This window comes from Rhizobium sp. M10 (assembly GCF_002531955.1).
Classification (GTDB): domain Bacteria; phylum Pseudomonadota; class Alphaproteobacteria; order Rhizobiales; family Rhizobiaceae; genus Rhizobium; species Rhizobium etli_C.
The window spans coordinates 373,109-399,469 of the sequence record NZ_NWTA01000002.1 but is presented as its reverse complement, the minus strand read 5'-3'; the positions used below and the strand labels follow the sequence as shown (position 1 = coordinate 399,469).

The 26,361-nt window shown below is 60.8% G+C and carries 24 protein-coding genes; 10 read left to right on the top strand and 14 right to left on the bottom strand.

Translation table 11 applies throughout. The features are described 5' to 3' along the window. Positions 1 to 57 precede the first annotated feature (57 nt). The 7 genes from queF to CO671_RS33630 all read right to left on the bottom strand — a co-directional run bounded on the left by queF (position 58) and on the right by CO671_RS33630 (position 7,582). Positions 58 to 522 (bottom strand): preQ(1) synthase, encoded by a 465-nt coding sequence (gene queF / locus CO671_RS03675; RefSeq protein WP_064684379.1) that lies wholly within the window; start codon positions 520 to 522, stop codon positions 58 to 60. Then, positions 522 to 1,436: a CDF family cation efflux transporter EmfA gene (gene emfA, locus CO671_RS03670; RefSeq protein WP_097604533.1), complete on the bottom strand. Its 915-nt coding sequence runs from the start codon at positions 1,434 to 1,436 to the stop codon at positions 522 to 524. The genes queF and emfA overlap by 1 nt, the downstream gene beginning before the upstream one ends. 183 nt (positions 1,437 to 1,619) lie before the next feature. Further along, entirely contained in the window at positions 1,620 to 2,288 is a 669-nt protein-coding gene (locus CO671_RS03665) for a DUF2161 family putative PD-(D/E)XK-type phosphodiesterase (RefSeq protein WP_097604530.1), read from the bottom strand. Positions 2,289 to 2,302: 14 nt separating this feature from the next. Next, positions 2,303 to 2,542, bottom strand: a complete 240-nt coding sequence (locus CO671_RS03660; protein ID WP_097605060.1) for a hypothetical protein — start codon at positions 2,540 to 2,542, stop codon at positions 2,303 to 2,305. 99 nt (positions 2,543 to 2,641) lie between these two features. Further along, positions 2,642 to 4,831: an anthranilate synthase gene (locus tag CO671_RS03655; RefSeq protein ID WP_097604528.1), complete on the bottom strand. Its 2,190-nt coding sequence runs from the start codon at positions 4,829 to 4,831 to the stop codon at positions 2,642 to 2,644. Between the two features lie 268 nt (positions 4,832 to 5,099). Then, a complete protein-coding gene (locus CO671_RS03650) occupies positions 5,100 to 7,325 on the bottom strand; it encodes a TonB-dependent hemoglobin/transferrin/lactoferrin family receptor (RefSeq protein ID WP_245423848.1) in 2,226 nt (741 codons plus the stop codon). A gap of 101 nt (positions 7,326 to 7,426) precedes the next feature. Then, the gene (locus CO671_RS33630; protein ID WP_170964921.1) at positions 7,427 to 7,582 is read right to left on the bottom strand and encodes a hypothetical protein; all 156 of its coding nucleotides are present in this window, start codon (positions 7,580 to 7,582) and stop codon (positions 7,427 to 7,429) included. Between the two features lie 8 nt (positions 7,583 to 7,590). Here CO671_RS33630 and CO671_RS03645 point away from each other — a divergent pair, with 8 nt between their 5' ends. Next, entirely contained in the window at positions 7,591 to 8,604 is a 1,014-nt protein-coding gene (locus CO671_RS03645; RefSeq protein WP_348627713.1) for an extensin family protein, read from the top strand. A 198-nt stretch (positions 8,605 to 8,802) separates the two neighbouring features. Continuing rightward, positions 8,803 to 9,066 carry a hypothetical protein gene (locus tag CO671_RS03640; protein WP_097604521.1) on the top strand — a complete coding sequence of 88 codons (264 nt, stop codon included), beginning with the start codon at positions 8,803 to 8,805 and terminating at the stop codon, positions 9,064 to 9,066. Here CO671_RS03640 and CO671_RS03635 read toward each other — a convergent pair. Next, positions 9,045 to 10,724 carry a formate--tetrahydrofolate ligase gene (locus tag CO671_RS03635; protein ID WP_097604519.1) on the bottom strand — a complete coding sequence of 560 codons (1,680 nt, stop codon included), beginning with the start codon at positions 10,722 to 10,724 and terminating at the stop codon, positions 9,045 to 9,047. The genes CO671_RS03640 and CO671_RS03635 overlap by 22 nt on opposite strands. 166 nt (positions 10,725 to 10,890) lie before the next feature. Beyond that, positions 10,891 to 12,558, bottom strand: coding sequence for a hypothetical protein (locus CO671_RS03630; protein ID WP_097604516.1), 1,668 nt, complete (start codon positions 12,556 to 12,558; stop codon positions 10,891 to 10,893). Between the two features lie 333 nt (positions 12,559 to 12,891). Here CO671_RS03630 and CO671_RS03625 point away from each other — a divergent pair, with 333 nt between their 5' ends. Next, a complete protein-coding gene (locus CO671_RS03625; protein ID WP_097604513.1) occupies positions 12,892 to 13,617 on the top strand; it encodes a LuxR family transcriptional regulator in 726 nt (241 codons plus the stop codon). 46 nt (positions 13,618 to 13,663) lie between these two features. Then, positions 13,664 to 14,125 (top strand): PAS domain-containing protein, encoded by a 462-nt coding sequence (locus CO671_RS03620; protein ID WP_097604510.1) that lies wholly within the window; start codon positions 13,664 to 13,666, stop codon positions 14,123 to 14,125. A gap of 207 nt (positions 14,126 to 14,332) precedes the next feature. Here the strand turns inward: CO671_RS03620 and CO671_RS03615 are convergent, their stop codons facing one another. The 4 genes from CO671_RS03615 to CO671_RS03600 form a co-directional block, all read right to left on the bottom strand. Next, a complete protein-coding gene (locus CO671_RS03615) occupies positions 14,333 to 15,625 on the bottom strand; it encodes a DUF4010 domain-containing protein (protein ID WP_097604507.1) in 1,293 nt (430 codons plus the stop codon). Between the two features lie 223 nt (positions 15,626 to 15,848). Further along, positions 15,849 to 16,979, bottom strand: a complete 1,131-nt coding sequence (locus CO671_RS03610) for a DUF2333 family protein (RefSeq protein ID WP_097604504.1) — start codon at positions 16,977 to 16,979, stop codon at positions 15,849 to 15,851. A gap of 232 nt (positions 16,980 to 17,211) precedes the next feature. Beyond that, positions 17,212 to 18,285, bottom strand: coding sequence for a hypothetical protein (locus tag CO671_RS03605; RefSeq protein ID WP_097604502.1), 1,074 nt, complete (start codon positions 18,283 to 18,285; stop codon positions 17,212 to 17,214). A gap of 71 nt (positions 18,286 to 18,356) precedes the next feature. Then, positions 18,357 to 18,959 (bottom strand): thymidine kinase, encoded by a 603-nt coding sequence (locus CO671_RS03600; protein WP_010030170.1) that lies wholly within the window; start codon positions 18,957 to 18,959, stop codon positions 18,357 to 18,359. Between the two features lie 236 nt (positions 18,960 to 19,195). On the opposite strand from CO671_RS03600, the gene CO671_RS03595 reads away from it, so the two are divergent. The 6 genes from CO671_RS03595 (at position 19,196) to CO671_RS03570 (ending at position 24,923) form a co-directional block, all read left to right on the top strand. After that, positions 19,196 to 20,152, top strand: a complete 957-nt coding sequence (locus tag CO671_RS03595; RefSeq protein ID WP_097604499.1) for a choline ABC transporter substrate-binding protein — start codon at positions 19,196 to 19,198, stop codon at positions 20,150 to 20,152. A 75-nt stretch (positions 20,153 to 20,227) separates the two neighbouring features. Beyond that, positions 20,228 to 21,073, top strand: a complete 846-nt coding sequence (choW, locus tag CO671_RS03590; protein ID WP_064684391.1) for a choline ABC transporter permease subunit — start codon at positions 20,228 to 20,230, stop codon at positions 21,071 to 21,073. Continuing rightward, complete coding sequence (gene choV / locus CO671_RS03585) at positions 21,070 to 22,122, top strand: choline ABC transporter ATP-binding protein (protein ID WP_097604497.1); 1,053 nt, start codon at positions 21,070 to 21,072, stop codon at positions 22,120 to 22,122. The genes choW and choV overlap by 4 nt, the downstream gene beginning before the upstream one ends. A 31-nt stretch (positions 22,123 to 22,153) precedes the next feature. After that, the gene (locus CO671_RS03580) at positions 22,154 to 22,903 is read left to right on the top strand and encodes a pyridoxamine 5'-phosphate oxidase family protein (protein WP_097604495.1); all 750 of its coding nucleotides are present in this window, start codon (positions 22,154 to 22,156) and stop codon (positions 22,901 to 22,903) included. A gap of 106 nt (positions 22,904 to 23,009) precedes the next feature. Further along, positions 23,010 to 23,327, top strand: coding sequence for a metalloregulator ArsR/SmtB family transcription factor (locus tag CO671_RS03575; RefSeq protein WP_064684394.1), 318 nt, complete (start codon positions 23,010 to 23,012; stop codon positions 23,325 to 23,327). Positions 23,328 to 23,597: 270 nt separating this feature from the next. Further along, entirely contained in the window at positions 23,598 to 24,923 is a 1,326-nt protein-coding gene (locus tag CO671_RS03570) for an aspartate aminotransferase family protein (protein ID WP_097604492.1), read from the top strand. A 75-nt stretch (positions 24,924 to 24,998) separates the two neighbouring features. Here the strand turns inward: CO671_RS03570 and CO671_RS03565 are convergent, their stop codons facing one another. Next, on the bottom strand, positions 24,999 to 25,913 hold the full coding sequence (locus CO671_RS03565; RefSeq protein ID WP_097604489.1) for an HD-GYP domain-containing protein: 915 nt from the start codon (positions 25,911 to 25,913) through the stop codon (positions 24,999 to 25,001). Between the last annotated feature and the right edge of the window lie 448 nt (positions 25,914 to 26,361).

Here is a 26,361-nt window from a genome sequence, read left to right as displayed (position 1 = left end):
GTTCGCTGCTGCAATCGATTCACTGGATCGATTGCTCGGGCTGCGCCCGACCGCAGCTCACCCACGTCCACGATAGGTGGCAACGCCCTGCTCCGGCAGCCACACGCCTTCCGGCGGCTTGCCCGTCTGCCAGAAGACGTCGATCGGGATGCCGCCGCGCGGATACCAGTAGGCGCCGATCCGGAGCCATTTGGGATCGAGCAGTTCGACGATGCGCTTGGCGATATAGATCGAGCAGTCCTCGTGGAAGGCGCCGTGGTTGCGGAAGGAATGCAGGAAGAGCTTCAGCGACTTCGATTCCACCAGCCATTCACCCGGGATGTAATCGATAACGATATGGGCGAAATCCGGCTGTCCGGTCATCGGGCAGAGCGAGGTGAACTCAGGCGCGGTGAAGCGCACGACGTAGTCGGTGCCGGCATGATTGGACGGCACTTTTTCAAGCACTGCCTCCTCCGGCGAATGGGCGGTTTCGGTCTGCTGGCCCAGCATCGACAGGCTGGAAACATCGGTATTCGGCATCATGCCTCCTTGACGACTTTGACGCGGATGCCATGGGCCTTTTCGCCCTCCGGCTCCACATGAATGGCTATTTTGGCGCCCTCATGCACTGTCCTGATGGCATCCTCAAGGCGGTCGCATATATCATGCGCCTGCCGCACGGACATAGTCCCCGGCACCACCATGTGGAAATCGATGAAGGTGACGGTACCCGCCCGCCTGGTCTTCAGATCATGCACGCCGATCGAGCCCGCCGCATGGGTGGCGATCGCCTGCTTGATCGCTTCCTCCTCCAACGGATCGACCGCCTGGTCCATCAGGCCGCTGATCGATTGCGAGATCACCTTCCAGCCTTGATAGAGGATGTTGACGGCAACGAGAATGGCAAGCACCGGGTCGAAGATCGCGTAGCCTGTCGCCAGCGCCAGCAGCAGGCCGATGAGCACGCCGATCGAGGTGACCACGTCGGACATGATATGCTGCCCGTCCGCAGCCAGGGCAGCCGAGCGATGTTTGCGCCCTGTCCGGATCAACAGCCGCGCCCAGATCGCATTGATGACGCCGGCCGCGAAATTGATCGCCAGGCCAAGTACCGGCGCATCGAGCATGCGCGGTTCGGCGAGATAACCGATCGCCTCGTTGACGATCAACAGCGCCGCGACCACGATCAACGCGCCCTCGGTGACGGCGGACAGATATTCCGCCTTGTGATGGCCGAAGGGATGGTCGTGATCGGCCGGTTTCTGCGCATAGCGGATGACGAAGAAGGCAATGAAGGCGGCAACGACATTCACCGTCGATTCAAGCCCGTCCGACAGCAGTGCGACCGATCCGGTGACCCACCAGGCCACCATCTTCAGCCCCATGACGCCGAGCGAAAGCGGAATCCCCCACATCGCCAGCTTCCGAACCGTAAGATCGCCGTGGTCGCTCATATCGTCCTCCTGCGGTTGCGAATGAATTGCAGGGTCCAAGCCATTGAAATGCAAAACCGCCCACGCGAATGTCGCGCAGGCGGTCCAGTTGAGGGTGATATGGGCGATGATTCAGGATTTGTCAAAGAGAATGACGCGTCCTTCACAGCTGTTGCCGTCGGATACGCGAATCCGGCTTCAGCTCTAGGGAGCGGGATCGCAGACAGGCTGCGGCCAGCGCAGGAGAGCGGCCTGCCCGGCCTGCGTCAGCGCGTAGACGCCCTTCTCCTTGCGCTCGAACCATCCGTAGACATTGTCGAGCAGGATCCGGCCTGCATTGGGTGTAAGCGCCTTCATATCCCGCGGCCGCGCCACGCCCTGGTCGAGCGCCGCCGCGCAGAGCAGCGCCTGTTGGCGATAGGCGGTCATGATCGGCGCGCGCGAGCCACCGCCGACAGCGGGATCGCCGCGCCGGCGCTGGTGCTCCCTGACAAGGCGCGTGCGCCGCTTCGGATTGGTGCGCGGCATCGGCGAGACGGAACTGACGATGACGCTGACTTCGCCGCCATCGGAGACGCCGAGCATGCCTATCCCGAGCCGCCGGCAGAGGTCGCGGTAGCGTTTGTCGGCCTCTCGCCCGCGCCCCTTGGCCGAAACGCGCGCCGCGATCCAGACTTCGTCGCTCATCGTCGCCCGGTCGACGGCCTGCAGCAGCAGTTCGAGATTGAAGGAGAGCTTGAGTTCGCAGATGACCACGACCGGCGGCTCACCATCGCTCAACCCGACGAGATCGCATCCGCCGACCTCACCCTTGACCACATAACCGGCCGCTTCCAGGAACGCTTTCACCGGCAGGTAGAGCGACGTCTCCATCGGAAAATCGCGCCTCAGGCAGCGTTGAGATCGGCAATCTCGCCATATCGGGCAAGCAGTCGCGGCGAGCTCATGTCGCCGGTTTCCTCGTCGACGATCACGGCATAGGCCGCAACGCCGACGAAACGCTCGGCCATCGCCGAGGCAATCTTTTCCGCGCTGACGGCATTCGATGCCTGCCGCATTTCTCCGGGCACGAGATTGCCGCGGTTCTTGCGATAAGGAAGGACGATGAACTTCTCAGCTTGGGCCACGGTGATAATTCCCGGTTGATCGTTCCGGAAATGTTCTGATTTGTCCGATAAAGTCAACCCGCCCTTCCCACTGGCGGGAAGGGCGGAGAGAATGGCCCGTCAAGCAGCTTTGGTCTTCACCTTGCGGGCCAGATGCGCCACGACATTCTCGATCATCCGCATGCCGGCATCGCCGCCGAGCGTCATGATCGATTCAGGATGGAACTGCACCGCGGCGATCGGCTCCTTGGCATGTTCGATGCCCATGATCGTGCCGTCCTCGCTCTCTGCCGTGATGATGAACTCAGCCGGCAGCGTCGAAGGATCGGCGAAGATCGAGTGGTAGCGGCCGACCGTCACCTCCCTGGCGAGGCCGGAGAAGACGATACCCGGCTCCAGCACACGGATGCGCGAGGGCTTGCCGTGCATCGGCAGCGCCAGATGGCGCAGTTCCCCGCCATAGGCCTCGGCGAGCGCCTGCAGGCCGAGGCAGACGCCGAAGATCGGCAGGTTGCGGGCCCGCGCCTTCTTGATCGTCGCCTTGCAGTCGAAATCCTTCGGCGTTCCAGGCCCGGGCGACAGCACGACCAGATCCGGATTCAACCGGTCGAAAATCTCCTCCGGCACCGGCGTACGCACGGTCGAAACCGTCGCACCCGTCTGGCGGAAGTAGTTGGCGAGCGTGTGGACGAAACTGTCCTCATGGTCGATGAGCAGGATGCTGACGCCCTTGCCGACGCTTGCGACGTCGCGCTGGATCTTGCCGGAATTGCCGGTCTTGGCGTCTCGGATGGCGGAAAGCATGGCAGAGGCCTTCAATTCGGTTTCGGCTTCTTCTTCCTCCGGAATGGAGTCGTTGAGCAGCGTGGCGCCGGCGCGCACCTCGGCGATGCCGTCCTTGATGCGCACGGTGCGCAGCGTCAGGCCGGTGTTCATGTCGCCGTTAAAGCCGACCATGCCGATTGCCCCACCATACCATGCGCGCGGGCTCTTTTCATGGCTCTCGATGAAGCGCATCGCCCAGAGCTTCGGCGCGCCGGTGACCGTCACCGCCCAGGCGTGGCTGAGGAACCCGTCGAAGGCATCCATGTCGTCGCGCAGCCGCCCCTCGATATGATCGACGGTATGAATGAGGCGCGAATACATCTCGATCTGCCGGCGGCCGATCACCTTGACGGAACCCGGCTCGCACACGCGGCTTTTGTCGTTGCGGTCGACGTCCGAGCACATGGTCAGCTCGGACTCGTCCTTCTTGGAATTCAAAAGCTTCAGGATCTGCTCGCTGTCGGCGATCGGATCGTCGCCACGCTTGATCGTCCCCGAAATCGGGCAGGTCTCGATGCGCCGTCCCGAAACGCGCACGAACATCTCGGGCGAGGCGCCGACCAGATATTCCTGATGGCCGAGATTGATGAAGAAGGAATAGGGCGACGGATTGATCGCCTTCAGCCGCTTGGAAATATCGGAAGGCTTGCTTTCGCAGCGCTCCATGAACTTCTGCCCAGGAACGACCTCGAAAAGATCACCCTTGCGGAAACTTTCCTTCGCCTTGGTGACGAGTTCGGCATATTCGCCCGGCCGATGGTCGCTCTTCGGCGGAATGGCATCCGTCTGCTTGAAGGGTTCCGGCGCGATCTGCTCGGCCTTGCCCTCGGTCGTCACGCCGCCTTTCTCGAAATCGTAGCGGTCGATCCAGGCCTTGGCAGCGTAATTGTCGACGACGAGGATCTCGTCCGGCAGGTAGAGCACCATGTCGCGCTGGTCGGAAGGCCGCTTCAGCTTCAGATCGATCGCGTCGAACTGGAAGGCGATGTCGTAGCCGAAAGCGCCGTAGAGCCCGAGGCTCGCATCCGCCTGCGAATAGAAGAGGTCGGTGACGGCGCGCAGGACGGTAAAGACCGTCGGCATCTTCGAGCGCTCTTCCTCGGTGAATACCCGGTCCGGCGTCTTGACGGAAAGGTCGAGGCGGCGGGCGGAGGAAGCGCCGAGCACAAGGTCGGGCACCGTCTGCAGCCGCTCGGTCACGAAGCCGAGAAGCACCTCGCCGCGTTCATTATAGGCTTCGATCCAGACGTCGCGCCCGAAGGAGGAGATGCCGAGCGGCGGATCGACGACGGCGGTATCCCAGCGCGTATAGCGGCCCGGATATTCGTAGTTCGACGAGAACACCGCGCCGCGGCGCTCATCGAGCTTGTCGACATAGGAGGAGACCGCGTCGCTGTAGGGGATCGCCCGCCGCTGCCGCGTGACCGATATCCCGCCCTTGGTCTCGTAGATTTCCGCACCATCATCCCGCAGGATCGTTACCATAATTCCACTCCGTTATCGGGGCCCGGACAACAGGCGGCGATAAAACAAAAAAGCCGCCTCGAAGTTTCGGGCGGCTCACTCGTCGTCGTCTTTGGACACGATTGGTCGAGGCCGCCTCAGCGAGCCCACCACCAAACAGCGATGTTCAAAGACTTGATCATGGGAAAATTGTTAGCCTGAGATCAGCCGCCGCGCAAGAGGCGATCGCACGAATGAAAAGGGCGGCCCGAAAGCCGCCCCTTCCCCCAGCCTTGAAGGCATGCCTGGCTCAGAAGGTCTTGGTGAGCGAGACCTTGAATGTGCGGCCCGGCTCGGAATACCACTCCCGCGGCTGCGAAGCCGTCGCCGAGTTGAGATTGACGTCGCGCACGGCGAGCGCGTTGTAGTGCTCCTGGTCGAAGATGTTGTAGACACCAGCTTGAACGCGCAAGCCCGGCAGCTGTTCCGGCGTCCACCAGCCGGTCAAATCGACGATGGCATAACCGGGCGCATCAAAGGTCGTATCGGGGGTCGTACCGACGGTATTGAGGTGGTCGGTCAGCATACCGGCCGAAAGCGTCGAGGAAAGATCGAAGCCGAAGGTCTCATTGCTCCAGCCGCCGCCGACAATTGCCTTGAATGGCGCCACTGAGCGCAGCCGCTGCGTGGTTTCTTCATTCCTGCCATAGGCATAGGCAAGCGAAGCATGCAGATTGATGCCATTGTTGAAAGTCTTGACGGCGCTGGCTTCAATGCCCGAGATCGTCGCCGCTGCCACGTTCGTGTAATTGAACTCAGTAAAGCCGGTTGCGTCCGTGGTTGTCACCGTCTCGATGAAGTTTTGGTAGCGCGTGTGGAAAGCCGCGACCCTGCCGGTAAAATCGCCGGTGTCGAAATTGGCGCCGATTTCGATGCCGCGGCCGATTTCCGGTTCCAGATCAGGATTGCCGAGCTGGGCGTAGCGGCTAGTGGGGTTGTAGAAGCGGCTGTAGAGTTCGTCGACGGTTGGCGCGCGGAAGCCGACCGCCAGCTGCATATAGAGCTCTACATCAGGCGTCAGGTCGTAGGTCGCAAGGATCTTCGGCGATATGGCGGCCTCCGTCCGGTCGCGAAGATCGCCGAAACGGGTAAGGCCGGTATTGTTGGAAAAACCGCCGCCGGTCGAGGGATTGTAGTTGAACCAGTCGAAGCGGAAGCCGGGCGTCAGCGTGAAGCCGGTATTGCCGATCTCGATCTTGTCTTCGACAACTAGCCCAAGGTTCTGGCTGTCGACGTCAGGCACTTCCGCCTGATTGTTCAGTGCCGGGCATGTTGTCGATGTGGGGCAAAGCGCCCAGCTATATTGGCTCCAGCTGGAGACGCCGACGTCAAGGCCGACGCGAACGGAGTGGCTGAGACCGGAATATTCGAAATCCTTCGTCGCGGTGCCGCTGAAGCCCCAGGTTTCGTTTTCGACCTCGTTGTTGCGGCCATAGGCAACATTGGCGGTCGTACGCCCCCCGCTGCCCGCTTCCTTCTTCAAATCCTGCCAATAAAGCGTGGCGCGCGCACTGCTGAAGAACGCGTCGGACGACTGCGCTTCATAATCATAGTCGAGCGATACGCGATCGCGGTCACGCTGTTCGCGACCGTCATAATTGTCGATCATGAAGTTGCGAGGGCTGGTTCCGCCCTGAAGGTGGCGCAGGTCGGTTTCCAGGTCGCGGCGGAAGCGTTCCGCCGTCAAGCCGATGCGATGACCGCCTTCCAGCTCCTGGCGCAGTTTGAAGAGCAGGTTGTTTTGGTCGAAATCAGCCGGGTTCGCCTCGGTGCGAAGAGCACCGTAAACGTCATTGTTGCCCATGTTCGCCCGCTCATGGCCTTTGCGGTAGCCGCCCTGGAACAGGATCGAGATGCCGCCGATCTTCTTGGCAGCGGCAGCCGAGCCGGAAAAGCTCCTGTCTTCGCTGTCATAGGTCGACTTGACGATCGCACCCCAGTCACGGCCTTCAGGAATGAGATCCTCCGGCTCCAGCGTGTTGAGAACAATGGCGCCGCCGAGCACGCCGGTGCCGCCCTTGCTCGAATCCGCGCCGCGCACGATATCGAGCGAAGACAGCGAATCGAAATCGAAAGTGTCGCCGCCGCCATTGGCGTTGGCAGGCGCAAAAGCGCCCTGGCGTGAACTGTTCGAGATGTAAGGGATCGGAATGCCGTCGATCGTCGTCAGGATGCGGGCACCGGAAAGGCCGCGCAGGTTGAAGCCCGCATCGGCGCGCGAATAGTTCACGCCCGCATCGACGCTGCGGCCGATATCGTCGTAATTGGTGACCTGCTTCTCTTCCAGCTGCTTCTGGGTGACCTCGGTCGCCAGCGGCGTATCGGCGACGCTGCCCGGCGCCACGCGTTTGCCTTTGACGACGATCTTCTGCAGCACGGTGCTGTCATCCGCCGCCGCTTCCGGCGTGGTGGCCGGAGCGCTCTGCGCGAAAGACTGCGAAACAGGAAGAACAGCTGCAACTGCCGTGCAGACCAATAGAACCGAGCGCCAATGCCGGACGATCATAACCTACCCTCTCATGATGATTACCGGGCTGGCTGGTCGTGGCGCGTCGAACGCTCGATGGGCTGGCTGGGCTATTGCGGATAAGACGGAGCAGAAATCCGCCTTCTTTTTGCCGCATAAAAAACATGAGAAACATTGTCAACATAATCGACCAATTTATGTTGAATATTATTTTCAAGTTTTAATGATCTTCCACGACGTTGCGCAATTGCAACGAAACCCGCCATAATGCGTTATCCCTTCCGCTATCGACACCAGGGAATCGGATGCGTTGAGAAAACTTTCGATACTGGCGATCCTTCTCGCCGCTACCGCCTTTCTTGCTGGCGCCCGCCTGCCCCTGCATGGTCCTTTACCCCAACCTCGACCCGACACCGGGGCTGCAGCCAGTCCTACTCCGCTTCCCGACAAGACTGAACCACCCGCGCCGGCGGATGTGCCGGCACCGCAGCCGAAGCCCGATGTGAAGCCGGAGACGCCGGCGCCGGACCAGCCAGCGGCACCCCAAACCGAACCAGGAAAGTCCGAACCGGCAAAGCCCGAACAGGCAAAGCCGGAGCCGGCAGAACCGATGCAAGGCCCGCCGTTGCCGCCGGGCGGGCTAAAAGGCCCGCAGACGCCGGCGGAAGAGACCAAGCCGCTTGCCGAGCAGACGCTCGAAGAGCAGCATCTGACGATCGAACCCGAAAGCGACTCCGAACACGCAGAATGCACCGCCGCACTCCGAGCCTTGGGCGTCGTCTTCAAGGACACGCCGCGCATCGACGACGGCAACGGCTGTGGCATCGACAAACCGATCATCGTCTCCGAAGCCCTGCCCGGCATTGCGCTCAAGCCGGAGGCGACGATCCGCTGTCCGGCGGCGCTCGCCCTCGCCCGCTGGCTGAAAGACAGCGTCATCCCGGCCGCCTCCGCTGCCCTGCCGGAACAGGGGCGCCTCACGACCGTCAACCAGGCAACGTCCTATATGTGCCGTCTGCGCAACGGCGCTGAAACCGGCAAGATCTCCGAGCATGCCCGCGGCAATGCGATCGACATTGCAAGCTTCCATTTCGAGAAAGGCGAAGACGTCGCCGTCCGCTCCCGCCGCGAGGACCCGACGCTGACCGGCGCCTTCCAGCGCACCGTCAGCGCCGCCGGATGCCTCTATTTCACCACCGTGCTGGACCCCGAAAGCGACGCCGCCCACGAGACCCATTTCCATCTCGATGTGATGGAAAGGAAGGGCGGCTATCGCTACTGCCATTGATCAGTGAGTGGCTGAGCCTCGCTTGAATCAAGTTGACCAGGAAATAGAGCGCTGCAGTTCGCCAACCTCTCTTTTCGTCATGCTCGGGCTTGTCCCGAGCATCAGCCTTCGTTCGATAGGCAGCAGATCCTCGGCACAAGGCCGAGGATGACGCCAAACAAAGGGGATTGCCACTTGAAGACCCAGGGAGTGCCTATCATGATGTTGTTGAGCTTCCAGATAAACGATTCAATGGCTTCCCGTCTGGATCGCCTTGCCGAAAAGCGAAAGCTTTCACTAGCAGAGACAGCGACCTTGGCGATCGAGGAATTCATCGAACGGGATGAATGGCAACTCGCAGAGATCGAAGCCGCCGTTTGCGAAGCCGATCAGGGCGACTTCGCCTCCGATGAGGAGGTCACCGCCGTTCTATCGAAGTACGCCGGCAATCTGTCAACCGATCAGAACAACCCCTCGATATAACCCTGGTCGTTCAGGAAAATCCGCTCCGCCGATGGTGATTTCGGCAGGCCGGGCATCGTCATGATCTCGCCGGTGATGGCGACGACGAAACCGGCGCCGGCCGAAAGCCGCACCTCGCGCACGGGAACGATATGTCCTTCCGGCGCGCCGCGCAGGTTTGGATCGGTGGAGAAGGAATATTGCGTCTTCGCCATGCAGACCGGCAGCTTGCCGTAACCCTGCTCCTCCCATGTCTGCAGCTGATCGCGCACCGCCTTGTCGGCCGTCACCTCGCCGGCATGGTAGATCTTCGAGGCGACGATCTCGATCTTCTCGAACAGCGAAATATCGTCACCATAGAGCGGCTGGAATTTCGCCTGGCCCGATTCGGCCAGTTCCACCACCTTGTGCGCCAGTTCCTCGATGCCGGCCGAACCCTTCGCCCAGTGCTGGCAAAGGATCGCCTCGGCGCCGAGCCGCGAGACGAATTCCTTCAGCGCCGCGATCTCGGCGTCGGTGTCCGAGACGAAATGGTTGATCGCGACGACCACCGGCACGCCGAAACGGCGCACATTGGCGACGTGCCGACCGAGATTGGCGCAGCCCTTCTTCAGCGCCGCGACATTCTCCGTGCCGAGCTCCTCTTTTTTCACCCCGCCATTCATCTTCAGCGCCCTGACGGTCGCGACGATGACCGCCGCATCCGGTCTCAGCCCGGCTTTGCGGCATTTGATGTCGAAGAATTTCTCGGCGCCGAGATCCGCCCCGAAACCTGCTTCCGTCACCACGTAGTCGCCAAGCTTCAGCGCCGTCTTCGTCGCCGTCACCGAATTGCAGCCATGAGCAATGTTGGCGAAGGGACCGCCATGCACGAAGGCGGGATTGTTCTCCAGCGTCTGCACGAGGTTCGGCTGCATCGCATCCTTGAGCAGCACCGCCATTGCGCCGTCGGCCTTCAGGTCGCGCGCATGCACCGGCGTCCTGTCGAAGCGATAGCCGATGATGATATCGCCGAGCCGCCGCTCCAGATCTTTCAGGTCGGTGGCGAGACAGAGGATCGCCATCACCTCGGAGGCGACGGTGATGTCGAACCCGCCTTGGCGCGGGAAGCCGTTGGCGACGCCGCCGAGCGAGGAGACCATGCTCCTGAGCGCCCTGTCGTTCATGTCCATGACCCGCCGCCAGGCGATGCGGCGGATGTCGATATTCTCTTCGTTGCCCCAATAGATGTGGTTGTCGATCATCGCCGCCAGCAGATTATGCGCCGAGGTGATCGCATGGAAATCGCCGGTGAAATGCAGATTGATGTCTTCCATCGGCACGACCTGCGCATAACCGCCGCCTGCCGCTCCGCCCTTGACGCCGAAGCAGGGACCGAGAGAAGCCTCGCGTATGCAGATGATGGCCTTCTTGCCGATCCGGTTCAGCCCGTCGCCGAGCCCGACGGTCGTGGTCGTCTTGCCCTCGCCCGCCGGCGTCGGGTTGATCGCCGTGACGAGGATCAGCTTGCCATCTTTCTTGCCCGCCTGCGCTGCGATGAACTCGGCGCTGACCTTGGCCTTGTCGTGGCCGTAAGGAGCGAGCTGATCGGCCGGTATGCCGAGTTTCGCTCCGATCTCGAAGATCGGTTTCTTGGCCGCCGCGCGCGCGATTTCGATGTCGGATTTGATTGACGGCATAGACGCTCCCCTCCCGAGCTCCGCGGCAGCGGAGCCGACATTTCCTCTTCATCGGGATAGCGAAATATCGGCAGGGTGTGAATAGCGCCGCGCCTTGCGGCTGCCACGCTCGGTGTTTATCTGGCGCATCACGATTGCCGCTACAGCGTGCCTTCACACCCCGATGTCAATTTACCGTGGCTGTGACAGGGCCTGCTTCTGCCTCCGGCTTTCTGGGGCACCGGAGACTTTCCTTCGCCTCCGGCCCGCAGACATGCAATCCAGGCTCTTCATCATAGGGAATGATACCATCGATGATGCCAAGCTCGAGGGCCTGAGAAGGAAGTATGATCCTTCCTCGCTCAGTTGATATGGCAGGCATTACCGTCTCGTATGTCTCGGCACTGACGCCCATCTCGTCGAAATAGGCGCGGAATTTCGTATATTCAGCCGTCGTGGGTCTAACGAGGCCGATAGACGAATAGCCGACAATCCGCGGCGTCCCGCTCATCAGGACAAGAGTACAGGTCGAAAGGCAATAGGCACGGGCGGCAAAGACCTCGCCTTTGGTCGGTCCGTTTTTGGCGATACTGGCGTTGCAACGCGGATCCAGCTCTGGACAATTCGGCAACTGCGTTCTGCCAATGGAGGTCTCCAGACCTGCAGCACGGATCATCCGCCCCATCGCGAAAGCCCCACCCATGTCCCCGCCATTGGACTGAAGGACCACCGGCAGCTTTCTTCCGCCGAGCGTCTTCAGGATCGCTTCCAGCCGAGCCGGCGTATCCGGCGTGATGTCTCCATCCGCAGAAATCCACTGCATGCACTCTTCCTGACAATTGCCACTGTACATCAGGAGAAAGTCCATCGGCCGGGTTTTCGGCAGGCTCTCGCCCGTGGTTGCGGCCGCATCCTGCACAGGCATCTTGGCTACGGGCGTTTCGACCGGGGGATGGCCATGGCAGACAGCCCCGGCCGCCGCATCCGGCCCGCAGGCAGGCATGCCGGGCCATTCTTTGTAGGCCAGCATATCGGTCATGAGGCCCATACGGAGTGAATCTGCGGTCGGTACGATCTTGATGCTGTCAGGCGTGGCGCTCATCATCAGGCCGATCAAATCGGCGCTGACGCCCATTTCCTTCAGGTAACCCGTCAGGGCCGCGGCGGCCTTCTTGCCGAGCTTGGTGGAACTGCTCTGCCCTGCTGACTTGCGTCCAACTTCCTTGCGGGAGATTTCCTTCTTCTTGCCGTTCACGATCTTGTATTCGATGCGGTAGGAGACCCGCACCTTGTTATAGATTGTCGTGATCTGGTGGACGCCGATCAACGCCCATTGCGAGGCGACCCGCTCCGTACCGCCGGCGAATGCCAGCGGACAGGCGGAAAAACAATAAGCACCGGCCGAATAGGTGTTGCCAAGCGCGGTCCCATCCTTTGCGATGGCGGCATTGCAGCGCAGATCGTCAGCCGGGCAATCCTTCAGCCGCGTGCCGCCTACCGCCGTTTCCAGACCGGCTTTGCGGATCATCCGGCCGATCGCATAAGCGGCTTCGACATCACCGCCCTCGGACCGGAAGACGATCGGCAATTTCCGACCGCCGATCTTTTTCAGAATTTTTCGAAATTGGGCTGGCGTATCGGAGGTTATGCGTCCCTCTGCCGATATCCATCCCGGACAGTTTTCCACGCAGAGGGGATGGTGAACGAGGATGAAGCGCATCGGCGGCTGCCCTGCCGGCTGCTTCTGTCCGGCAGCCTGCGAGGTCGCAGCACCGAACGGCAAGCTCAAAAGAAGAAAAACAAGTAATACCGGAAAAAGCAGATACTTCAGATGCAATTTGCTTGCAAAGCGCACGATTAAATCGCCTCAGTTATACATGCGAATACGCTTAGCAATTGCATCGGGCGGCAGCAAGCCGGATTTCGGCACCTCGCGCCGCCCCCGCCTCTTCCGGCATGATTCTCTTCCTGCCCGGCTTGGGCGAAATCCACAGCTGCCCCGCCGCAGGAGAAGTCAAAGATACCACAACGCTACTTGCACCGGCGACAACTCAACCGAGACGCGCGCGACTGTGACTATTTCTTCACGATTCGGAATAATCGGCGCGAGATAAGGCAATTGGGACTAGCATCCGCCGCTGTTTCTGTATTTGATAGCGTTAACATCGGGGCTGCCGGAGGCGTACAAATGTCTTACATGACCACCTCTGAAAGACAGTCGTTGCTTTCGGCGGAGCTTGCAGTCGCAGGAACGCGCGGCCTGTTTGCGCAGGCTCTCGGCAGAGTATCCGCGGCCTTCGGATTGTCTCATGCGACGCTGATGCACGCCCCTTCCCCGGAAGACATCCTGCTGAAGCCGCTGTTGATCGAAAGCTCGCTTCCCGCCGCCTATGTCCGCGACTTCGACCGCGCCAACATGATGCGTGGTTGTCCTTTCGGCCTGCGGTTGAGGGAGTCGGCCGTGCCGCTAGCGTGGCACCTCAACGATGCCGTCAATGGTCAGGCCTTTCCAGCCGAACTGCGCGCCCTGATGCTGCACCATGCGATACCGGCGGGGGTCGCCATGCCGACCATTGCAGTCGACGGCCGCCGCCTGGTCTTCTGGTTTTGCGGCGAACGTGCCGCGCTCGGCCAGAGCGAGGTCAACGAGCTGGCGATCATCATCCTCCACGCCCTCGACGCATATAATACCGTCAGACGTAACGAGGAAAGCGTCCACAATGCGCTGTCGGCGCGCGAACTCGAAGTCGTGCGCTGGACCGCACAGGGCAAGACCTCGATCGAAATCGGCCAGATCCTGACGCTGTCGGACCATACAGTGAATGCCTACATGACGAACGCGATCAAAAAACTCGATTGCGTCAACCGCACCCAATTAGTAGCAAAAGCAATTCGATTGAAGCTGATCAACTGAGCAATCAGACGAGAGTCAGAACGTCATCCCGTAAATTGGGGGAAACGTGTCTCTTCGCTTTGAACAGCCCGTCATTGACAAGACAGAGCAATCCCGCACCCACATCGGCATCACCGATGCCGAAATCGTCCAGATGCTCGCTGCCTATCGCCTTTTCGGCTTCTGGCGTATCGACATCGAGACCGGACATTTCTTTGCAAGCGAGGATGTGCACGCAATCTTCGCCCTCCCCTACAGCGACGGCCCCGTCAATCTAACCGAACTGATGTCGCGCATCCATGAGGAGGATCGCAGCCTGATCGCCCAGACCTTCAAAGAGGCGAGCCGTCACGGCGGCGGCTTCCATTTCGTCTACCGCGTCGACAACGGGCTTGGTGGCTACAAACTGGTGCGCGGCGTCGGCCGCTTCCGTGACGATGAAAGCGGCGGTGGCATCGTCGGCGTCACCTACGAATTCGTCGAGAAACTGCGCGTCGTCTGCGTCGAGGACGGCACGATATCTGGCTGACCGCCCTCAGCGCATAGCACCTACAGCGCCGCGCGTCTTTTCAGACACGCTAGAGCAATTCCAGGCAAAGCGCGAAGCGCTTTTGCCGGGAATTGCGTAAAACAAAAGGATAGACCGGTTCTGCATTTCCATGAAAAGCTGAACCGCTCTAAGAACGCTGCAACATCTTGAATTGCTGCATAATTTTCTCCTTGAATCGATTCCGACTTAAGGAATTATGCCCGCTGCTTGCACCAGCGCAGGCAGGGCATGATAAACGAAGAATCCTGCAGCGAGCGCTCCGGCATTGGCCAAGAGGAAGCGTATGCTGAAGGCGCTCGTGCCGAATGCCATAGCATAGCCGCTTTTCGCTACGGTGTTGGAGATCACTGCAACGCCGAGAGCGGCCGCTGCAAGCTCAGTGCCGATGCTGTCAAGCATGCCGGCAACGGTGACGGCAATGGCGTCGACATCGGCGATACCCGAGAGCATCGAAACGGTCAGCAGGCCTGCTTCGCCAAACCAAGCCGCCGATGCCCGCGCCAGAAAGGCCACGGCGACGAGCAGGAGCGCCATTTTCAACACTGCCCGAAGTTCGAAGGGATTTCGCGAACTGCGGGATATCTGTTCCCCCGTACTGCGGCGGGCGATCAAAAGGGAAATGCCGCCCATGACGAGGGCGGCGGTGACAAGCGCCGGGCCGATCCGCCACGCGATCGGCGCGGCGATGAGGGCCGAAAATAGCGCGACCTTGAGGCAGGAGACAGCATTGGCAGCAAGCGCTCCGGCGACCAACACCTGTGGCGGATGACCGGCGGCACTGAGCTGGGCGTTGTTGATGGCGGTAGCTGTGGAGGAGACCAGGCCGCTGACGGCTCCGGCCAGCAATTCGCCGCGCGTTTGTCCGAGCACCTTCACCGCCACATAGCCGATGAAGGAAATGCCGGCGAGCAGAATGACCAGCATCCAGGTTTCAGCTGGCGAGACGCCGCCGAAGGGACCGATAGGCGTTGTGGGAAGGGCCGGCAATACGATGAAGGCCATGGCGAGAAATATAATCGCCGAACGCAGTTCATTCCAGGTCAGCGTTTTCATGAAGCCGTGCAGCACCTCGCGGCTGGCCAATATCGCCACCAACGCTACACCGCCCGCGGCTGCAAGGGTCAGGTTCCCGAGCACAGCCAATGCCCCGAGCGAAAAAGTGGCCATCCCGGCGATGACAGACGTAACGCTATAGCTGCCGGATGCCTCCGATTCCCGGTACTGATAGAGCGCGAAGACGGCCGAAAAGATAATCAGGATGCCGGTAACGACGAGCCCGTAGGGCGTTGATGGGGCGGAAACGGCCTGCTCGATAAAGCCGGCAAGCCCACCCAACATACCGACAAGCGTGAAAGTGCGCAGCCCAGCGGTGCGTTTTCCTTCCTCCTCATCGCGTTCACGCCAGTGGCGTTCCACGCCGACGATGGCGCCGATGGCGATCGCCAGCCCGAAACGTTCGAAAAGTTCGAGATTCTCCATGCCGGTCCCCTGCATCGAATCCTGAGCCACATTGCCGCCAGTGATGAGACCTGTCCATAGCAGCCTGTCCCCAACGCGAAGACGGCCGGGTGAGATTGACATTGACGCGGAACCAGTCCCGCCGCCGATAGGGTACCGACATCTTCAGCACAGCGGGTGTGAATGCGCTGAAATCTGATTTGCTTGCTCTTGGGAATCCAAGACGTTAAATCGTCACCACGCTCTACCGGTCGAGCACCGAACGGATTTCCACAAGGTTCGAGCGCACCCTCAAAATGTAGAAGCCCATGGTGGCGAGATGGCTCGGCATGATCCAGCCGTCCTCGCGGCCGTTCGAGATGATCGCCGGCTGAATGCGCAGTGCCGCCTGGAACTGCCGCGTCGTGCCGCCCCAGATGGCCCCGAGATTGCGTTCCTGCACGACCTGGGAGAAGTCTGCCTGCGCTGCGGTCAGGATGGCGTAATAGGCATAGAGCTGGCCATAGGCGAACCAGAACCGGTCGTCGGCACGGGTGTCGAACCAGCCGCGATTGTGGTGTTCCGACCGCTCGGCCAGGATGTCGGAGGTGCTGCCGAGATCGTTGGCGATGCGGTCGATGAATTGCATGAGGTTGTCGGCGCGACCGTCGAAAATCGCGTTGCAGGCAGCAAGATCGGTGTTGAACTTGCGCAGGTCGCTGATCGCCGTGCGGTAGAAGGAAGGCGTCGGCGTCTTCGGTCCGAAGGGATGAAGCCCGAAATACCAGCTGTACTCGTCGAACTGTAGCTGGCCGCGTGCGCGCTGCAGGTCGTTGTTGACGCCCGATGTGCCGCGCACGCGCCCGAGCGAATCGACGAGCTCTGCCGAAGTCCGACGAACCGCCTGGTTGATGCCGCGCTGGAACGATGCCTTGTTATCGAGGAAGGGCGTGTGATCCCAGTCGATACCGAAGAAGCCCATCTTGTAGAGCAGCATGGAGGATATCCATGCGTTCTGGTTGACGTTGAAATCGGTCAGGTCGGCCGTGACGTCGACGATGGCCGAGCGCTGGCAGGTCTTGGCGGCGGCAGCGCCGCTCGCCTCGGCGACAGGCAGTTCCTGCCCAGCGGGAACCTTGCGTTCGGAAAGCCGGTATTGGTCGACGAAAGCGGTGTTGAAATTCGTCCAGACCTGCGTCTGCCAGAAGAAATAGCCGTAGAGCACGACGAAGAGCGCTACGAATGCGATGACCGGCAAGCGGACCATCCAGCTCCGGCGCTGATACCACCCATGCGCGGCGAGAAAGGGCCAGAAGGCCCAGGCGAAAAACAGGCGGGCCCAGCGGCCGATCGTCTGGCCGATCAGCCTGAAGAAACCGGCTATCCGGTCAAGCATCGTCGTCTCCTGTCAGGCGAGGCGAACACTACAGCGCCGCGCGTCTTTTCAGACGCGCTAAGGACGCTGTAGCACTTTGAGTTGCTGCATAATTCCTTAAATCGATTCCGACTTAAGGAATTATGCGGCGGACATCGCGCCCCCGTTGCATCCACATATGCGCTCGATGGGCCGAGCACAACACGAGCCTCTCGATTTTTACGAATGAAAGCAGCGCGGCCGCGCCTCGGGCTCAGGAACGCAGAAAAGGCAGGCTGAAGCGGAAAGGCCTGCGGGCCGTATCGATGAGCGGCGCTCCCGGTGCTTCGGAAGATGGTTCGGCATAGGCAGGAAGCCGTCTCGCGACTTCGAGATCGGCGCGGCCCTTGCGCCGCTCCAGATCCTGGGCGACCAGCATGCCCTTCTCGAACAAACTGATCGGCGCGGCGATATTGGGAAAGAACTCCGGCTTGATCCTGACCTTCATGCCTGGCCTGTCGGTATCGACCTGGGCCTGATAGATGATCAGCCGCTCCTCGACATCGATCATCAGCTTGTACAAAAGCACGTTGCAGGCGGCGATCTGGCCGTTCATCGCATCGACGAAGGCCTGAAACAGGCTGATGAAGCGCTCGCGCCGCTGGCTGTCGTCGCGCATCTCGTGCTCCTCGGCGGAGATGCGCTCGGCCTCTGCCTTCAGCGCCCGCCGCTCCGCCTCCATCTGCTCCCAATGCGCCCTGTTGCCGTAGACGCCGATGCGACCCTGCGTCGTCAGCGCCTTGGCGTTGAGCTCCTTCATCCTGAGACGGGCGATATCGATGGAATCGACCAGCCGGCGGCGGTGCTCGACAATGCTGACGAGATTGTGTTCCGCCGCCTTGTGGCGTTCGATGAGCGCAGCGCGCTGTGTGGTGATCAGCCCCGCAAGCGCGTCCGATTTCACCAAGAGGTCGAGCAACCGCTCGATAACGGGCGCCTCGCGCACACGCTCGGTATACATCCGCCACATCCGCTGGCGCGACGTCCAGCCGGCCATTTTCTCGCGCATCGTCAATCCCCGGAAACTGTCGAGGTCTGCCGACACTTCCGCCGTCAGCCGGTCGAGGGAGAGGACGAGCTCGGCGAGCAGCGCGTCCAGCGCGGCGCCATCTGCGATATGGTCTTGAAAGCGCACATTCTGTTCGAGGAAGACCTCATCGGCCGAATGTTTTTCGTCGCTGTCAAAGGCACGGATGCAGGCTGCGCAATAGGCTCCATCGGCCGCGATCTTTTCGGCGAAGCCGCCGGCGGCTTCATAACGGCTGTCGAATGGCGGGGCTTTGCGCACCTGATTTCTCCAGGGAATCTCCTGCCCGCAGGCTAGTCGCTTATGGCGCCAAAGAAAACAGGGCTCCTCCTTCAGACCGGCTCTGCGATCCAGGCCCCGTTCATTTCGTCGTCCCAGTGCCTGCGGCAGAGCGAGACATATTTTTCGTTGCCGCCGACATCGATCTGCGCGCCCTCGTGCAGCACCTTGCCTTCGGCGTCGAGCCGCACCACCATCGTCGCCTTGCGGCCGCAATGGCAGATCGTGCGCACTTCACGCATCTCGTCGGCAATCGCCAACAACTCCTGCGAGGCCGGAAACAGTTTGCCCTGGAAGTCGGTCCGGAGCCCATAGACCATAACAGGGATGCCGAGCCGATCGACGACACGGGCAAGCTGCCAGACATGGACGGCCGTCATGAAATGCGCCTCGTCGACGAAGACGCAGGAAATGGGTGCCCCCTCGCCGCGCAACCCGGCGATGAGCTGGAACAGATCTTCGTGCGGCTCGAAGGGGATGGCGCTCGCTTCCAGCCCGATCCTCGAGCCGATGACGCCCCGGCCGGCGCGCTCGTCGAAGGCGGCGATCAGCTGCACCGTACGCATGCCGCGCTCCTGATAATTGTAGGAGGCCTGCAGCAGCAGCGTCGACTTGCCGGCGTTCATCGTCGAATAGTTGAAATAGAGTTTTGCCATCCGATGTCTCCTTGCTCGGCTTATTGAAAGCTCACAACCGCAAAGAAAAGCCCCGCGCCCGCGATAATCACAAGAATCAGCACCTAAAGACCGGCGAAAGCCGCGAAAACGAGACACTGCGAAAAAATCGGCGACGTCGCAATCGCACCCGTCGATACGACGCAAACGCACTGAGGTCGCTTGTCAAACTGGGCTATTGGTGATTGGCTTGGGGACCTAAAGACTGGGAGTCTAAAATGAAAACAACAAGCACATTCAAACTTGTCACCGCAACCGCCGTCGCCGCCCTCTCCGTTGCGACCGCCGCCTTCGCCGCAGACCCTGAAAGCTGCTCCAGCGTGCGCTTCTCGGACGTCGGCTGGACCGACATCACCGCCACCACCGCCACCGCATCCGTCGTTCTGAAGAGCATCGGCTATCAGACGGACGTCAAGGTTCTCTCGGTGCCGGTTACCTATACCTCGCTGAAGAACAAGGACATCGACGTCTTCCTCGGCAACTGGATGGAAACCCAGGAAAAGGACGTCCGTCCCTATCTCGACGACAAGTCGGTCGAATCCTTCGGCCCGAACCTCGTCGGCGCCAAGTACACGCTCGCCACCAACGCCAAGGGCGCGGAACTCGGCATCAAGGACTTCAAGGACATCGCGGCCCATAAGGACGATCTCGACGGCAAGATCTACGGCATCGAGCCCGGCAATGACGGCAACCGCCTGATCATGGACATGATCGAAAAGGACACCTTCGGCATGAAGGGTATGGAGGTCGTCGAATCCTCCGAACAGGGCATGCTCGCCCAGGTCGCCCGCGCCGACAAGGCAGGCAAGCCGGTGGTCTTTCTCGGCTGGGAACCCCATCCGATGAACACCAACTTCAAGCTGACCTATCTGAGCGGCGGCGATGCCGTCTTCGGTCCCGACTTCGGCGGCGCCAAGGTCTTCACCAACGTTCGCGCCGGCTATCTCGAAGAATGCCCCAATGTCGGCACCATGCTGAAGAACCTGAAGTTCTCCCTCGACATGGAGAACCAGATCATGAGCAAGATCCTCAACGACGGCGAAGAGCCTGAAGCAGCCGCTTCCGCATGGCTGAAGGCCAACCCCTCGGCCCTCGAGCCCTGGCTCGCCGGCGTCAAGACCCGCGACGGCCAAGGCGAAGCGCTCGCAGCCGCCAAGACCGGCCTCGGCCTTTGATGATATGAATGGGGCGGCTTGCCGCCCCGTTTCATTTTTGTCCGATTGTTGATTTTTTTTGGATAGGCGCGCACCTTGAATTGGATCACCGACTTTAAGATTCCCATCGGCCCGGGGGCCAAATCCTTCGTGGACTGGCTGACCTCGAATGGAGAGTGGTTCTTCAACCAGCTGGCATTCCTGCTGTCGAGCGCCATAGACGGCCTGCTCTTCGTGCTGCAGAAGCCTCATCCACTGATCGTCATCGCGGCCATCACCGGCATCGCCTTCTGGCTGCGCCGGTCGATCGCGGTCGCCCTCTTCACCTGTCTTGGGCTGCTGCTCATCGTGAACCAGGACTATTGGAAGGAGACGACGGAGACGCTCGCTCTCGTGCTCGCCGCCACCTTCGTCTGTATGGTGATCGGCATTCCGCTCGGCATTGCCGCCGCCCGCCGCCCCTGGGTCTATGCCGCGATGCGCCCGGTGCTCGATCTCATGCAGACGATCCCGACATTCGTCTATCTGATCCCGGCGCTGATCCTGTTCGGCCTCGGCATGGTGCCGGGCCTGATCGCAACCGTCATTTTCGCAATTCCGGCCCCCATCCGGCTGACGCGCCTCGGCATCATCTCGACGCCGCCGTCCCTCGTTGAAGCCGCTGTCGCCTTCGGCGCGCGGCCGATGCAGGTGCTGCGCAAGGTCGAGCTGCCCTTCGCCGCGCCGCAGATCATGGCGGGTCTCACCCAGACCATCATGCTGTCGCTGTCGATGGTGGTTATCGCCGCGCTTGTCGGCGCTCCCGGACTTGGCGTGCCTGTCGTACGCGCGCTGAACACCGTCAATATCGCGAAAGGCTTCGACGCCGGTTTCTGCATCGTCATCCTGGCGATCATTCTCGACCGCATATTCCGCGCAGGGGACGAAGGAGACGGCGCATGACAGCGATAGACTTTAAGAATGTCAGCATCATCTTCGGCGACCGGCCGGAAACGGCGCTTGCCATGGTCGATCAGGGCAAAACGCGTGACGAAATCGGCGCCGCAACCGGCCTCGTGCTCGGCGTCGCCAATGCCTCGCTGACCATCGAGGAAGGCGAGATCCTCGTGCTGATGGGCCTTTCCGGCTCCGGCAAGTCGACGCTGCTGCGCGCCGTCAACGGGCTTGCCCCCGTGGTGCGCGGCGACGTTTCGGTCTCGACCTCCACCGGCCCCGTCAACCCTTACCGATGCAATGCCAAGGCGCTGCGCGGCCTGCGCACCCACACCGTCTCCATGGTCTTCCAGCAGTTCGCGCTGCTGCCCTGGCGCACAGTCGCGGAAAATGTCGGCTTCGGCCTAGAACTTGCCGGCATGCCGGAGGCCGAACGCAAGCAGCGCGTCGGCGAGCAGCTCGAACTCGTCAACCTGACGAAATGGGCCGACCGCAAGGTCAACGAGCTTTCCGGCGGCATGCAGCAGCGTGTCGGCCTTGCCCGCGCCTTTGCCACCGGCGCGCCGATCCTGCTGATGGACGAGCCGTTCTCGGCGCTCGACCCGCTGATCCGCACCCGCCTGCAGGATGAACTCCTGGAGTTCCAGCGGCGGCTGAAGAAAACCATACTTTTCGTCAGCCACGATCTCGACGAGGCCTTCCGCATCGGCAACCGCATCGCCATCATGGAGGGCGGCCGCATTATTCAGTGCGGAACCCCGCATGATATCGTCAAGAACCCTGCCGATCAGTATGTCGCCGATTTCGTGCAGAACCTCAATCCGATCAACATGCTGACCGCCGCCGATGTCATGCAGCCCGGCCTCGGCCAGACGGCCGCCGGCATGAGCGTCAGCGCCACGGCCCGCGCCGCCACCCCGCTTGTCGATATCCTCGACGTGCTCGCCCGCCAGCCGGGCAGCATCGGCATCGTGGAAAACGGCACGGTCATCGGCACCATCACGGCCCAGGATATCGTCGCCGGCCTTACACGCCATCGCCGCAAGGAGGACGCTTGATGTTTTCAAGCCGCTTTGTCACAAAGCGGTTATGAAAGATCAGCCATCGCCTATACGCGAAACCGATGATGAGGCCCGCAAACTCGCCCGCGTGCTGCTGCGCTCCGCCCGGCACGCGGCGATCGCCGTTCTCGATCCCGAGACCGGTTTTCCTTTCGCCAGCCGCGTTCTTCTCGCCACCGATATCGACGGCACGCCCGTCATCCTCGTTTCGAGGCTTTCGGCTCACACCAAGGCACTGGCAAGGGATCCACGCGCGTCACTGCTCACCGGCGAGCCGGGCAAGGGCGATCCCCTCGCCCATGGCCGGCTGACGACCCAATGTGTGGCGGAGCCGGTCGAGCTTGGTCATCGCTTCCACGAGCGCATCCGCACGCGTTTTCTCGATCGCCATCCCAAGGCAAAACTTTATATCGATTTTCCCGACTTCCTCTTCTTCCGTCTCAAGCCGGAGCGGGCGAGCCTCAACGGCGGCTTCGGCCGCGCTTACCATCTCGACGGAAGTGACCTCGTCATCCAATCGCCGGCAAACGAGGCGATCGCCGCCAAAGCGGCCGAAACAGTGCGAGATTTAGTAGAGCGCCATCCCGACGTGGCGGCAACCCTTGCGGTGCGCTTAAATGCCCCGGAATCACCTTCTTGGCGCATCTGCGGCGTCGATCCGGCGGGTTTTGAGATCATTTCCGGGGACTTTTTGGTGCGATACGAATTCGAAACTCTCGCTGCCGATTCCGATCACATTTGTTCAAACATATCTAAAATAGCATACTCGATACCTTAAATTTAGGTATATACAATCTTCGAGCCGAGTTGCTAGTTTTGGCCGCCGCTCCGGTACGGCCTGCCCCATACAGATGATGTACGTTTCGCATTAGGAAGATAACAATATGGAAACCCCTGATTTGGCTGACCACACGAATGTGGCGGCAGCACTATTGTCAGCCATGGCCAACCCCAAAAGATTGCTGATCCTGTGCAGCCTGGTGAAGGGCGAAGTCGCCGTCGGCGTCCTTGCCACGCAAGTCGGCCTCAGCCAGTCGGCTCTTTCGCAGCACCTGTCGAAATTGCGCGCGCAGAAGCTGGTCAAGACCCGCCGCGACGCCCAAACCATCTATTACTCAAGCACGTCCGAGCCGGTCATGAAGATCCTGGCAACGCTCGAAGACATCTACCTCGTTCCGAGCAGAAGCAGATCTGCAGCCTGATGATAGCGCTGACATGACCGTCAGCCGTGCCGGTGGCGCTCGGGAATCCTCCCGGAAGCCTCGGCAACGATATTTCAGCACGTGAACCTTAACGGCACGACCGGCAAATCTGGCGATTTGCCGGTCGTGTCTTTTGGCGCGTTCTTCCGGGCGGAAGCATGTCGGGACTTTTCTCGTTGACGCGTTGAGAGGCCCTGATAATTTGACCGGGCAGTAAAAATTCGGGCGACAAGCCCTCGGGAACGGGCCGTCGACGGCCAGGAGAACAGCATGTCCAACCGCCTCAATACGCCGAACGATCTTCGCGCCTTCTGGATGCCGTTTACGGCAAATCGCCAGTTCAAGAAGGAGCCGCGGTTGTTCGTCGGCGCCAAGGACATGTACTATACCACCCATGACGGCCGTCAGGTATTGGACGGCACGGCCGGCCTCTGGTGCGTCAACGCCGGCCACTGCCGTCCGAAGATCACCGAGGCGATCCGCGAGCAGGCGGGCGAGCTCGATTACGCCCCGGCCTTCCAGCTCGGCCACCCCAAGGCCTTCGAACTGGCGAACCGTCTGGTCGACATCGCCCCGGAAGGCATGAACCACGTCCTCTACACCAATTCCGGCTCCGAATCCGTCGAGACCGCGCTCAAGGTGGCGCTTGCCTATCACCGCGTGAAGGGCAATGGTTCACGCTTCCGCCTGATCGGCCGCGAGCGCGGTTACCACGGCGTCAATTTCGGCGGCATTTCCGTCGGCGGCATCGTCGCCAACCGCAAGATGTTCGGCACGCTGCTCACCGGTGTCGATCACATGCCGCACACCCACCAGCCCGGCAAGAATAACTTCACCCGCGGCGAGCCTGAGCATGGCGGCGACATCGCCGGCGAACTTGAGCGCATCGTCACGCTGCATGACGCCTCCACCATCGCTGCTGTCATCGTCGAGCCAGTCGCCGGTTCGACCGGCGTCCTCATCCCGCCGAAGGGTTACCTGCAGAAGCTGCGCGAAATCTGCACCAAGCACGGCATCCTGCTGATCTTCGACGAAGTCATCACCGGTTTCGGCCGCCTCGGCGCCCCGTTCGCCGCGCAATATTACGACGTCAAGCCCGACATGATCACCACCGCCAAGGGACTGACCAACGGCGTCATCCCGATGGGCGCCGTGTTCGTCACCTCCGAGATTCATGACGCCTTCATGAACGGCCCCGAGCACATGATCGAGTTCTTCCACGGCTACACCTATTCCGGCAACCCGATCGCGTCCGCTGCAGCCCTCGCCACGCTCGACACCTACAAGGAAGAGGGCCTGCTCACCCGCGCTGCCGAACTTTCCGACTATTGGGCCGACGCGCTGCATTCGCTCAAGGACTGCCCCAACGTCATCGATATCAGGAACACCGGCCTGATCGGCGCAATTGAACTCGACCCGATCGCCGGCGAACCCACCAAGCGCGCCTTCACGGCTTTCCTGAAGGCCTATGAGAGCGGACTTCTGATCCGCACCACCGGCGACATCATCGCGCTCTCCCCGCCGCTGATCATCGAAAAGCACCATATCGACGAACTTTTCGGCAAGCTCAGGACCATCCTTCAGAACAACATCTGAGAGGCGATCGAAGATCCTCAAGACCCGCGATGGACAATGCTGTCGCGGGTCTTTCCGTCTGAAGATACAAGAAACTCAGCTCACAGAAGCGACGGAAAGGCAGAGGGCGAATTTTTTCAAGAGCTGGCGATCGAAATGCCCTTCAGCGCCGAGCATCCATTTCAGTGCCTCGCTGGCGCTCCATGGCGCCTTATACGGCCGCACTGAAGTGATAGCGTCGTAAACATCGCAGATCGTCGCAATCCGCGAGTGAAGGCTCACCTCGCTGCCGGACAAGCTGCGCGGATAGCCTTTGCCGTCGATGCGCTCGTGATGATTGAGGCAAACGTCGAGGACGATCTCCGGCATGCCCTCCTGCCGCGACAGGATCGCATGCCCCTTCTCCGGATGGCCCCGGAGCAAGCTGATCTCATCCCTTTCCAGGGGCCCTGCCTTGTTGAGGACTTCAAGCGGAATTTCAAGCTTGCCGACGTCGTGCAGCAGACCCGCGGTGCCGAGCATCTGGATCGTATGCTCATCGAGTGCAAGATGGCGGCTGAAAAGGATCATCAGCGCGCTCACCGAAATGGAATGCAGGAAGGTCACTTCGTCTTTTGATTTCAGGCGTGTGACGCTGAGGAAAACCGACGGATTCTCATCCATCGATTTGGAGACGGAAGAAATGACTGGCGTCAGGTGATCAACGCTGATTCCGTCGCCATTGCGCAGCCGCCCGAAAGCCTCCTCCAGCAACTGCACGGATTTCTGGACGGTTTCGCGCGCCGCCTGGATGTCGACCTCGATGTCACGGCCCGGCAGGCCGTTGATGTCGAGCCCCTTGCTGGTATTGATGACGACGCTGGCCGTGCCGGATTTACGAATTTTTGCCGCATCGACCTCGCGCCGCAGGGAAAATCTGCGCTTGGACAAAAGCGGATCCTGCCACAGGCCCTCGACAGCCTCCACAAACATTCCGATCCGCACCTGACCGGCATCGATACGCTTGAGCATCCAGATCTCTGTTTCCCGATATGTTTACGTAATTCTTTATGTCGTCTCTTTTTCAATGCTGCCGTATTTGGGTATGGTGGGATCGTAATGTCATTGGCCAAACTAACGGTTAATGGGAAAGATAAAGACAACCGTATGGAGGTGGTTTCGTCCGGCGGCGGCCCTGGCCTTTGGCGACCTCGCCCCCTGAAAAATCCCTGAAAAACGTAGAAAATGATCCGCTCAAGCGCATTTTCGGTCGGATCGACCGTATTTTCCGTCCATTTTGTTATGAACTTGCGCAATCTCATCAAAATTCCTAGAAATCTCGCATGAGCTTCCTCGAGTCAAACATGGCCGGCGGGCTCGCTGATCGCGCCGATACCGATCGTCCTTGGCACGGCCCCGAAAAGGCTGTTGAATGATCGGGGAAGGCCGGCGCGGCACCTCATCGCGGGTCGAAGACCCC